This is a genomic window from Castellaniella caeni NBRC 101664, from assembly GCF_001592225.1.
Taxonomy (GTDB): domain Bacteria; phylum Pseudomonadota; class Gammaproteobacteria; order Burkholderiales; family Burkholderiaceae_B; genus Castellaniella; species Castellaniella caeni.
The window spans coordinates 1-11397 of sequence record NZ_BCWN01000037.1 but is presented as its reverse complement, the minus strand read 5'-3'; the positions used below and the strand labels follow the sequence as shown (position 1 = coordinate 11397).

The following is an 11397-nucleotide window of genomic DNA, read 5'->3' as shown; positions in this document are numbered from 1 at the left end:
CCCCCCCCCCCCCCCAGACGCTTCCACCATCTCACACATGAACGCTCAAGATCTCCTTGCCCACAGCCCGGTCATGCCGGTGATCGTCATTCAGGACACGGCATCCGCCGTAGGCTTGGCCCGCGCCCTGGTGGCCGGCGGCATCCTCTCCATAGAGGTCACCTTGCGCTCGCCAGCAGCACTGGATGCCATCCGCGCCATCAGAGACCAGGTGCCAGACGCCTTGGTTGGCGCAGGCACAATCCGCACCCCCCAACAACTGGACGACGTGCTGCGGGCCGGGGCGCGCTTTGGCGTCAGCCCGGGACTGACGCCCGCGCTGGCTCGCGCAGCCCGATCGGCCGACATCCCCTTCCTGCCCGGTGTCTCTACGACGTCCGAGGCCATGCAAGCCGCCGAATGGGGCTTTACCGCCCAGAAGCTGTTTCCTGCCGAGGCCATCGGTGGCGTGGCGCTGCTCAAAGCCTGGCACGGCCCCTTGCCCGACCTGAGGTTCTGCCCGACGGGCGGGATTCATGCCCGCAATGCCGACGGCTACCTGGCCCTGCCCAACGTCGGCTGCGTGGGAGGCTCCTGGCTGACACCGGCCCCGGCGGTGATCAACCACGACTGGGATGCCATCACCCAGCTGGCCCGCCAGGCCCGTACTCTGGCAACGTGCCCCCAAAACTAGCCAGGTTCACACCAACCAGGCAGGCGGGTGCGGGGGCCGCCGCCCTTTATACTGTCCGTTTCTCCGCCTTGTGCGCGCAGCACGCCCCAATACCCCCTCATGGCATCATCCCCCGTTCTATCCATTCCCTCGCTACCAGCCACCCTGGCCGCCCTGAAACCCGGCCAGCGCTATACCCAGCCGCGCCCGCCCGGTTCGGGCGACGCGCTGCTGCTGGCGGGCCTGGTGGCGCAGGCGGGGCACCCGGTGGCGGCCTTCTGCGCCGACCCCTTGGCCGCCCAGCGGCTGGCCGAAGAAATCGCGTTGTTCGCCCCCGACCTGAGGGTGCGCTTTCTGCCCGACTGGGAAACCCTGCCCTACGACAGCTTTTCACCGCACCAGGATCTGATTTCCGAACGCCTGCGCACGCTGCACGCCCTGGGCCAGGGCACGGTGGACATCCTCGTCGTGCCGGTGACCACCGCGCTGGTGCGCCTGGCGCCGCCCGGATTCCTGGCGGCCTACACCTTCGAGTTCCACCAAGGCGACACGCTGGATGAAGAGCGGCTGCGCGCGCAGCTGACGCTGGCCAACTACAGCCACGTCACGCAAGTCAGCGCGCCAGGCGAATTCTGCATCCGTGGCGGGCTCATCGACCTGTTCCCCATGGGCTCGGCGCTGCCTTACCGCATCGATCTCTTCGACCGCGAGATCGAATCCATCCGCAGTTTCGACATCGACACCCAGCGCAGTCTGTATCCAGTGCGCGAAATCGAACTGCTGCCGGGGCGCGAGTTTCCCATGGACGAAGCCGCGCGCAACCACTTTCGCGCGCGCTTTCGTGAAATCTTCGAAGGCGACCCATCCAAGGCCCTGCCCTATAAAGACATCGGCAATGGCATCGCCTTCGCCGGCATCGAATACTACCTGCCGCTGTTCTTCGAGCAGACGGCCACCCTGTTCGATTACCTGCCCGCCGACACCATCGCCATCACCCTGGGCGACGTCTCGACGGCCATCACGCGGTTTACGCAAGACGCGCACAACCGCTGGCAGTTTCTCAAGGCCGACCCCGAGCGCCCGGTGCTGCCGCTGGACATGCTGTTTCTGGACGACGAGGCGTTTCACGGCCGCCTGCGCGCGCTGGCGCGCCTGGCCCTGGTGCACGACGCCGCCCACCCCGACTTTGCCGCCTGCCCGGACGTGGCCGTCAACCGACGCGCCGAAGACCCGCTGGCGGGCCTGCGCCGCCACCTGGAAAGCAGCCCGCTGCGCACAGCCATCTGCGTCGATTCGGCGGGCCGCCGGGAAACCATCACCGAGCTGCTGGCCGATTACCGGCTGACCCCCGACGCCAGCTTCGATACCTGGCAGGATTACCTGGACAGCCAGGCGCGCCTGGCGCTCATCGTGGCGCCGCTCACGGGCGGCTTTCTCATGCCCCCGGCGGGCCTGGCCGTACTCACGGAAAACGACCTCTACCCGGCCCAGGCCACGCGCTCGCCGCGCAGCCGCCGCCGACGCTTCGAGCAGCACAGCAACATCGACGCCATGGTGCGCGACCTGGCCGAGCTGCACGTGGGCGACCCGGTGGTGCACGTGCAGCACGGCATTGGCCGCTACCGGGGCCTGGTGAGCATGGACTTGGGCGACGGCCCCATCGAGCTGCTGCACCTGGAGTACGCGCGCGAGGCCACGCTCTACGTGCCCGTGTCGCAACTGCACCTGATTGCCCGCTACAGTGGCGCCGACCCCGACCAGGCCCCGCTGCACCCGTTGGGCTCGGGCCAGTGGGAAAAGGCGCGGCGCAAGGCCGCCAAGCAGGCGCGCGACACGGCCGCCGAACTGCTGGCGCTGTACGCCAAGCGGGCCGCGCGCGACGGCCTGCGCTTCCAGTTTCCCACGCGCGACTACCAGGCCTTTGCCGAAGGCTTTGGCTTCGAGGAAACGCCCGACCAGGCCGCCGCCATCACCGCCGTCATCCAGGACATGACCTCGGGGCGCCCGATGGATCGCCTGGTGTGCGGCGACGTGGGCTTCGGCAAGACCGAGGTCGCCCTGCGCGCGGCATTTCTGGCGGTGATGAACGGCCGCCAGGTGGCGCTGCTGTGCCCCACCACCCTGCTGGCCGAGCAGCACGCGCAGAACTTCGCCAACCGCTTTGCCGACTGGCCCGTGCGCATTGCCGAGCTGTCCCGCTTTCGCACCGGCAAAGAAACCGCCAAGGCCATCGCCGGCCTGGCCGATGGTTCGGTGGACATCGTCATCGGCACGCACAAGATTTTGTCCAAAGAGATACGCTACAAGCAGCTGGGCCTGGTCATCATCGACGAAGAGCACCGCTTTGGCGTGCGCCAGAAAGAGGCCCTGAAGGCGCTGCGCGCCGAGGTGGACGTGCTCACGCTCACCGCCACCCCCATCCCGCGCACCCTGGGCATGTCGCTCGAAGGCATCCGCGATTTTTCCGTCATCGCCACGGCGCCGCAAAAGCGCCTGGCCATCAAGACTTTCGTACGCCGCGAAGACGGCAGCACCATCCGCGAAGCCATCCTGCGCGAACTCAAGCGCGGCGGGCAGGTGTATTTCCTGCACAACGAGGTCGAAACCATCCACAATCGCCGCGCGCGGCTGGAAGAACTGGTGCCCGAGGCGCGCATCGCCGTGGCCCACGGCCAGATGGGCGAGCGCGAGCTGGAAGACGTGATGAAGAGCTTCTACCAGCAACGCAGCAACGTGCTGCTGTGCACCACCATCATCGAGACCGGCATCGACATCCCTTCGGCCAACACCATCATCATCCACCGCGCCGACAAGCTGGGCCTGGCGCAGCTGCACCAGCTGCGCGGCCGGGTGGGACGCTCGCACCACCAGGCCTACGCCTACCTGCTCACCCCGGGCGAGGACGCCATCACAGCCAACGCCAAGAAGCGCCTCGAAGCCATCCAGTCGATGGAAGAGCTGGGCGCAGGCTTTTTCCTGGCCATGCACGATCTGGAAATCCGCGGCAGCGGCGAAGTGCTGGGCGAATCGCAGTCGGGCAACATCCAGGAAATCGGCTACAGCCTGTACAACGACATGCTGGCCGCGGCGGTGCGGGCACTGAAGTCCGGCGAAGAGCCCGATCTGGACAGCCCCTTTGGTACGCAGTGCGAGGTCAACCTGCACGCCCCCGCCCTGCTGCCATCGGACTACTGCGCCGACGTGCAGGCGCGCCTGGGTTTCTACAAACAGCTGTCGCACGCCAGCGACACCGAGACACTCACCCTGATCCAGGAAGAACTCATCGATCGCTACGGCACGCTGCCCGAAGCCGGGCAGACGCTGCTGTCCCTGCACCGCCTGCGCCTGCTGGCCGAATCGCTGGACGTCATCAAGATCGACGCGGGCGAATCCCAGGCTGCCATTCAGTTCTCGGCCCAACCCAAGGTCGAGCCATTGCGCGTCATCGAGCTCGTGCAACAAGACCGCCAGGTGCGGCTCAACGGCTCGGACAAGCTGAAAATCAGCTTCGGCGGCGCCGTGGATGTACCGGGCCGCGTGCAAAAGCTGCGCGGCCTGCTGCAACGCCTGGGCGCCAGCAGCGCGTAGGCCCGCACGGCTGAAAACGTCACGATCACGCGCCGCACGCCCCCCACAACCCGCATGCTGTCGAACAAGCTCAAACAAATTCAATGAGCAAATTCCAAAGCGCTTGGGTTTAGGAGTATTATTATGGGCACGATCTTCAGATTTCAGGGCTACCGGGTCGTCATTTACACCAATGACCATCGCCCGCCCCATGTTCACGTCATTGGCGCTGGGTCTGAAGCAATCTTCTGGCTTAACTGCCCTGATGGCCCGCCAGAGCCCATCAAGGTGGTCGGGATGGCGCACCACACGCTGTTGCTGGTTCGCAAGCGGCTTGAGGCGCACACCCACTTGCTGTGCTGGCACTGGAGACTGATCCATGACGACACCTGACACCCCCGTAGGCCCGCACGACGAACCCATCCCCGAAACCGGCTATGCCGAATCCGCACGCTACGAACCGGCCTCACAGCACATTGCCATTACGTTGCGCCACGGCATCGTGCTCACCATCCCCGTTCGCCTGCTGCAAGGCTTGGCGGACGCGCCGCCCGCGTCCCTGAACCGCATCGAAGTCAGCCCCACGGGCACCGGCCTGTACTGGCCCGATCTGGACGTCGATCTCTACATCCCGTCGCTTATCCAGGGCCTGTTCGGCACACGCCGCTGGATGGCCAGCCTGATGGGCAAGGCGGGGGGCAGCGCCCGTTCCAACGCCAAAACGCAGGCCGCCCGCCTCAATGGCCGCAAAGGCGGGCGGCCGCGTAAAAAACCGGACGCCGGATGACGCCGATACCACTCGGCGCGCCCGCCTGATCCCCTATGAAGGTGGATGCAATCTGCACAATTTCTCCATCATTTGAATTGCAAACAATTCTTGTTTAGAATTCACTCCTTAATTGAGAATGATTTTCATGATCTTTATCAACACAGGGAGAATTCGTGTGGAAGACACTCTAGAACCAAGAACGGGCAAGCTGGCGGGCGGCTTGGCCACCGTGCTGGCCAGCCCCGGGCTGCTCCTGCTGCCCCAGGCAGCACAAGCACAGAACACCGACCCGGCCCAGCTCAGCCCGATCAAGGTTCAGGGTGAAAACCCCGCCCCCTTCCTGGTCAAGGAATCGGCCTCCGACAAATTCACCGCGCCGCTCCTGGACACAGCCAAGTCCGTACAGGTCATCCCGAAAGAACTGATCCAGAGCCAGGCCGCCACCACGCTCACCGACGTGCTGCGCAACTCGCCGGGCATCAGCTTTGGCGCGGGCGAAGGCGGCAATCCCCTGGGCGACCGCCCCTTCATCCGCGGCTACGACGCGCAATCCAGCACCTTCATCGACGGCATGCGCGACATCGGGTCTACTTCGCGCGAAGTCTTCAACCTGGAACAGGTTGAAGTCATCAAGGGTGCCGACGGCGCCTACGCGGGCCGTGGCGGCGCGGGCGGCAGCATCGACCTCATCAGCAAGACCGCCAAGCTGCGCGACTTCACCGACGTATCGGCCGGCTTTGGCACGGCCAACTACTTCCGCCAGACGGTGGACAGCAACTGGCAGCTGGGTGACACCACCGCCTTCCGCCTGAACGCCATGAACCACAGCCAGGACGTGGACGGGCGCGACACCATCGACTACAAGCGCTGGGGCGTGGCACCGACGATCTCCTTTGGCCTGGGCACACCCACGCGCGTGACGCTGAGCTATTTCCACATGGAATCGGACGATACGCCGGATAGCGGGATTCCGTATGCGTATCCGAGCGGCTGGATTGGCGATAAAAGCAAGGCCGGTTACGACCCCAACCGAACCGAGACCGGCCCCGCCGACGTAGACCGCGACAACTTCTACGGGCTGTCCAGCGACTACCGCCGCACACGCAACGACATGGGCACCCTGAAGGTCGAGCACGACTTCACGGATACCCTCACTTTGCGCAACCAGACCCGCTATACGCGGGGCACGCAGCGCTACGTCTGGACGAACCCTGACGACAGCAAAGGTAATGTGCTTAAAGGCTTGGTCTACCGCAGTCCCAAGAGCCGCGACAGCCGGGTCAGCACCTGGGCCAACCAGACCGATCTGCAAGGCGAGTTTCAGACCGGGCAGTTGAAGCATAAATTCCTGACAGGCATCGAACTGTCGGTCGAAGACGGGCGCAAGGGGGGGCTGAACCTGGGCGGCAGCAGCAACACAAGCTGCCCGAACGGTGCAGGCGCTGCAGGTGGGTATTTCTGCACCAGCCTCTACAACCCGACACCCAACGACCCCTCTCCCTATATAGGCAATGGCGGCCCCAACGGCCAGATTACGTACTCGCGCACCCTGACCAAATCGATCTATGGCTTCGACACTATCGACCTCAGCGATCGCTGGCAAACCACCCTGGGCCTGCGCGTAGACGATTACAACACGCGCATGGATCCTTGGGATACCACCCTCAAAACACAAAGTGCCCGCGTCGAGCGTCACGACACGCTCTTCAACTATCAGTTGGGTCTGGTCTACAAGCCCGCATCCAATGGCAGCATCTATGTGTCTTATGGCACCTCATCAACCCCCGCCGGCGCTACGCTGAGTGAAGGCGCTGAAACCCAGGGTCTGACACCGGGACGCAACAATGTCGGCCCCAACGCCGACGACATGGCCCCGGAAAAGAACCGCACCATGGAACTGGGCACCAAGTGGGATTTCCTGGATGGACGCCTGGGCCTGACCGCTGCCATCTTCCGCGTTGAAACCACCAACGCCCGCATTACGCAGGCGGACGGTGACTATGCGATGGCGGGCAAAAAACATGTGGATGGCTTGGAGCTGGGCTTCTCGGGTAACGTCACACCCAAATGGCAGGTCTACGGCGGCTACACCTACCTGAAGAGCCGCATCGACGAGAACGGCAACTACATCAGCAACGGCCGCAGCAGCGCCGAAGACGAAGGCAACGACTTCCCCAACACGCCGAAGCACAGCTTCAGCCTGTGGAACACCTATGCCTTCACGCCCAACCTGAGCGCTGGCGTGGGTGCCTACTTCGTGGACAAGCAGTACGGCAACACCGCCAACACGACCAGCATCCCGTCCTACTGGCGCTTCGATGCCATGGCTGGCTACAAGTTCAACAAGACGGTGGACGTACAGGTCAACGTGAACAATCTGTTCAACAAGACCTACTACACCCAGGCGTACTCCACGCACTACGCGGCCATCGCCCCGGGACGTTCGGCAGTCGCCACGCTGAACCTGCACTTCTGATGAACGACGCTGCCTCTTGCGCGCAGCCACCAGCGGCAGGCCAGCCTCCGATGATGGCTGCGCTGGACAGCCACACCATCAACCAGACTGCCCCAGAGCAACTGGCCACCGAGTTACAGCACATCCTGGCCGGCCCGTCCGAACAGGCGGCGGCCACGCTGCGGGCCGCGGCTGAGGGCGGCGTCGTCCAGGCGCAGCTGGTCTATGGCCAGTGGTTGCTGGACGGCCACGGCGTGGCCTGCGATCCGGCTCAGGCCGTGCAATGGTTCGAGCACGCCAGCCGCAAGGGTGACGCCATGGCCCTGAACATGCTGGGGCAATGCCACGCCCACGGCTGGGGCGTGGCGCGAAACCCGTTCATGGCCGCCTACTGGTTTCGCCTGGCAGCCCAGGCGGGCCTGGACTGGGGCATGTACAACTACGCCACCGCCCTGTCGCTGGGGCAAGGCATCGCCATCGACCGCCCCGCCGCGCTCGACTGGTTTCGCAAGGCGGCGGCGCTGGGCCACGCCAAGTCGATGAACATGATCGGCAGCTTTTACGAAGACGGCTGGGTCGTCGCGCAAGACACGACCCTCGCCCTGGACTGGTATCTTCAGGCGGCCCACGGCGGCGACTTCCGGGGGCAATTCAACAGTGCCCGCCTGCTGCTGACGCAGGCCTTTGGCGACACCTCGGCAGGCGCGCGCGGATCAGCCCACGACCCGGCGCGGGCGCCGGCGCCCGCGCTTGCGCCCGAACACAAGCAGCCAAACGCGCCAGTACACGAGTCGGCGCACAGGCCGACGCAAGCGTCCGTCGAACGCGCCTTGTTCTGGCTGGACAAGGTGCCCGACAGCGCCACCCCGGCCTTCATGCGCAAAGCGGCCGCCTGGCTGCACACGCAGCTGCCCGCCATGGATGCTGTCGCGAAAGCGGGGTCGGCACCGCTGCGCGCGCTCATCGCGCGCTACGAACGGCACCCTGGCACCCCCGCCCCTGGCGCCGCGCTGGCCAGCCGCCCGCACGGCACATAGGCAGCCTTGGCACGATCGTCCCACGCGCCGCCTCTCAACCTCGCCCACCCATACCGCCATGCTGATCACGATTCCCGACCTGCTGACCCCCGACCAAGTGCGGCACTGCCGCCAGAAACTGGAAGCCGCCGACTGGACGGACGGACGCCTGACGGCAGGCCACGTGGCCCGGCACGTGAAGGCCAATCGGCAACTGGCGCTGGACGCCCCCACCGGCCGACAGATCGGCGCGCTGATCACCACGGCCCTGCGCCAGCATCCCGTTTTTCAATCGGCAGCCCTGCCCGCGCATATTTTGCCGCCGCGCTTCAACCGCTACGAAGGCGGCGAGCACTACGGCTTTCATATCGACAACGCCATCTTCCAGGTGCCGCGACACGGCGTGCCCCCGCACCAAGGCCAACGCGCCGCCGGAACCAACGTCACCAATTTGCCCGATCGTCAACAGTCATCGCCCGAGGGTGGCCTTTCGGCCCCGGCCTCCGGGTTGCTGCGCAGCGATATTTCCACCACGGTGTTCTTCAGCGACCCCGATGAATACGAGGGGGGTGAGCTGGTCATCCAGGACACCTACGGCGAGCAGCGCGTGAAGCTGCCCGCCGGGCACGCGGTGGTCTACCCCGGCACCAGCCTGCATCGCGTCACCCCCGTCACCCAGGGAGTGCGCTACGGATCGTTTTTCTGGACGCAAAGCCTGGTGCGCGACGATACCCACCGCAGCCTGCTGCTACAGCAAGACGTGGCCATCCAGCGCCTGGCGCAAGCGGGCGGCGACCCCGCCATCATCAGCCAGCTGACCGGCGTCTATCACAACCTGCTACGACTCTGGGCCGAACCTTGAGGCGCTGACGCAGCACTCGCGCAGGTAGACATTTCTACCTCACCAGACACCAAATACCATGAGAAACCGGGCATGCTGCCCATTCAGCATGCCCTTTCCGCTGCTTACCATCGCCCAATTTTGCTTGGCTGAAAGGCGTGCTGCTTTCAATTAGTACCATTTGTGAGTATCATAAAAATGAAAGCCAAGCACCACAGAACATTGACGCAGATCTTTGCCAGGCCTGCGGCATCCGGGATTCGCTGGTCAGACGTATCGGCACTTCTGCTCGACCTGGGTGCGCAAATCACCGAGCGAGAAGGTTCACGGGTGGCTATCTTCCTCTTTGAGCAGGTCAAAGTCATGCACCGGCCCCATCCTTCACCCAACCTGGACAAAGGAGCCATCACTTCGTTGCGCAGATGGTTGGAAGAAAACGGAGTCCACCCATGAAAAACATCATGATCATTGCCAAGCACCCCGCCGTCATCAGCTACGACCCGGATACCGAGATGTTCAGGGGCGAATTCGTGGGCCTGAACGGGGGCGCCGATTTCTATGCAACGGACATCGAAGGGCTGCACCGCGAGGGCAAAATATCGCTGGACATCTTTCTCGAAGAATGCGCCAGGCACGGCACAGAACCCCACAAGCATTTTTCAGGCAAATTCATCCTGAGAATCCCTCCCGACACCCACGAAGCGGCCACGCTGGCCGCGGCGGCGTCCGGCGCCAGCCTGAACCAGTGGATATCCAAGGTCGTGCAAGACGCGCTGGCCTAGTGCTGCCGACGAAACCAGTTGAGCACGGCGTCCAGGGGGCTGACGTCCAGCGCGAAGTGCGCCTGGGCGCGCACCACAGGCTTGGCGCGGTAGGCCACGGAATAATGCGCCAGCGCCATCATCCGCAGGTCGTTCGAACCATCGCCCAGGACGATGATCTGCTCGGACGTGGCACCCAGCGACTGCGCCAGGGCCTGCACGTGGCGCGCCTTGGCGGCGCCGTCCACGATATCGCCCAGCACGCGGCCCGTCAGCACACCATCGACGATTTCCAGTGTGTTGGCGTGGGCCTCGTCCAGCATCAGGCCACGACGCAGGCGCTCGGTAAAGAAGGTAAAGCCACCTGACACCAGGATGGTCTTCAGACCGTGCGACTGGGCGCCCTCGATGAGCTTTTCAGCGCCGGGATTCAAGCGCAGGCGCTGGGTAAACACGGCGTCCAGCGCGGATTCCGGCACGCCCTTGAGCAGCGCCACCCGGCGGGTGAGGCTCTCGGTAAAATCCTTGATTTCGCCGCGCATGCTGGCTTCGGTGATGGCAGCCACTTCGGCCTTGCGCCCCACCGCATCGGCAATCTCGTCGATGCATTCGATATTGACCAGGGTGGAATCCATATCCATGGCCAGCACCTTGCAATCGGCCAGGCGATGCACGGTATCCAGCCAGGCCGCATCGATACGCGCGGCCTGGGCCATGGACATGACCTCGTCGCGGGCATCGGCATCCACATTCAGCAGGCGGTACGCCGTCGGCGTCATCTCTTGTACGCCGTCGGCACACGCCACCGCCGCCAGCCGCTCGATGTCCGCCGCCATCAGGCGCGGCGCCTGCAAAATGATATGTGCCACGAATCCAGTCTCCACAACAAGGCGCGGCTATTTTACCCGGCAACACGATCTCCATACGATCTGAGCAGGTTGCAACAGGACAGGCACGAAACGTGACTGGCTCGTTTCGTCCATGTGCAGCACCTGACCTGGTGAAATGGGGGCACAGTCGTCACACAGCATATTCAGAAAACAAAGGCCTCGCCATCGGAAGCTTGGTCGCTGCATTTCGCGGGTGCTGCTGAACTAAAAAATGGCCGCCGCAACTGGCTGAATTTTCAATCTCCGAACACATCGTCCAGAGTTGCAGCATCCACAAAGTTCAATGACCAAGTTTCCAGGTCTTTTGCCTGGGCGCAACGAACGCGTTGGGTGACATCGCCAGCCACCGGGCCAAAGCGGCGCTCAATTTGAAGCAAGAGCAGCTCGGCTTGACCTTCGACTCGGCCTTCGATTCGGCCTTCGGCTTGGCCCTTGGCCCGGCCCTT

General features: G+C 64.3%; 10 protein-coding genes and 1 pseudogene. 9 read left to right on the top strand and 2 right to left on the bottom strand.

From position 1 onward, the window contains the following. Nucleotides 1-37 precede the first annotated feature (37 nt). The 9 genes and pseudogenes from CCA01S_RS14805 (at nucleotide 38) to CCA01S_RS14770 (ending at nucleotide 10082) form a co-directional block, all read left to right on the top strand. The gene (locus CCA01S_RS14805; protein WP_066459885.1) at nucleotides 38-673 is read left to right on the top strand and encodes a bifunctional 4-hydroxy-2-oxoglutarate aldolase/2-dehydro-3-deoxy-phosphogluconate aldolase; all 636 of its coding nucleotides are present in this window, start codon (nucleotides 38-40) and stop codon (nucleotides 671-673) included. A 99-nt stretch (nucleotides 674-772) separates the two neighbouring features. After that, nucleotides 773-4240: a transcription-repair coupling factor gene (gene mfd / locus CCA01S_RS14800; RefSeq protein ID WP_066459883.1), complete on the top strand. Its 3468-nt coding sequence runs from the start codon at nucleotides 773-775 to the stop codon at nucleotides 4238-4240. 123 nt (nucleotides 4241-4363) lie between these two features. Further along, nucleotides 4364-4612, top strand: a complete 249-nt coding sequence (locus CCA01S_RS14795) for a DUF4160 domain-containing protein (protein WP_066459881.1) — start codon at nucleotides 4364-4366, stop codon at nucleotides 4610-4612. Next, the gene (locus CCA01S_RS14790; protein WP_066459880.1) at nucleotides 4599-5006 is read left to right on the top strand and encodes a DUF2442 domain-containing protein; all 408 of its coding nucleotides are present in this window, start codon (nucleotides 4599-4601) and stop codon (nucleotides 5004-5006) included. The genes CCA01S_RS14795 and CCA01S_RS14790 overlap by 14 nt, the downstream gene beginning before the upstream one ends. Nucleotides 5007-5133: 127 nt before the next feature. Beyond that, nucleotides 5134-7464 carry a TonB-dependent receptor gene (locus tag CCA01S_RS14785; RefSeq protein WP_066459888.1) on the top strand — a complete coding sequence of 777 codons (2331 nt, stop codon included), beginning with the start codon at nucleotides 5134-5136 and terminating at the stop codon, nucleotides 7462-7464. 53 nt (nucleotides 7465-7517) lie between these two features. Continuing rightward, nucleotides 7518-8114 (top strand): annotated as a pseudogene (locus tag CCA01S_RS16175) (tetratricopeptide repeat protein); the annotation flags it as partial. Between the two features lie 424 nt (nucleotides 8115-8538). Beyond that, on the top strand, nucleotides 8539-9321 hold the full coding sequence (locus tag CCA01S_RS14775; RefSeq protein WP_066459876.1) for a Fe2+-dependent dioxygenase: 783 nt from the start codon (nucleotides 8539-8541) through the stop codon (nucleotides 9319-9321). A 177-nt stretch (nucleotides 9322-9498) separates the two neighbouring features. Then, on the top strand, nucleotides 9499-9753 hold the full coding sequence (locus tag CCA01S_RS15480; protein WP_084386825.1) for a type II toxin-antitoxin system HicA family toxin: 255 nt from the start codon (nucleotides 9499-9501) through the stop codon (nucleotides 9751-9753). Continuing rightward, nucleotides 9750-10082 carry a type II toxin-antitoxin system HicB family antitoxin gene (locus CCA01S_RS14770; protein WP_066459874.1) on the top strand — a complete coding sequence of 111 codons (333 nt, stop codon included), beginning with the start codon at nucleotides 9750-9752 and terminating at the stop codon, nucleotides 10080-10082. Before CCA01S_RS15480 ends, CCA01S_RS14770 begins: the two co-directional genes overlap by 4 nt. Here the strand turns inward: CCA01S_RS14770 and serB are convergent. Continuing rightward, nucleotides 10079-10930, bottom strand: a complete 852-nt coding sequence (gene serB, locus CCA01S_RS14765) for a phosphoserine phosphatase SerB (protein ID WP_084386824.1) — start codon at nucleotides 10928-10930, stop codon at nucleotides 10079-10081. The two genes, CCA01S_RS14770 and serB, sit on opposite strands and share 4 nt — an antisense overlap. Nucleotides 10931-11187: 257 nt before the next feature. After that, the coding region (locus CCA01S_RS15475) for a DUF4351 domain-containing protein (protein WP_157076556.1) at nucleotides 11188-11397 on the bottom strand (210 nt) is incomplete at its 5' end.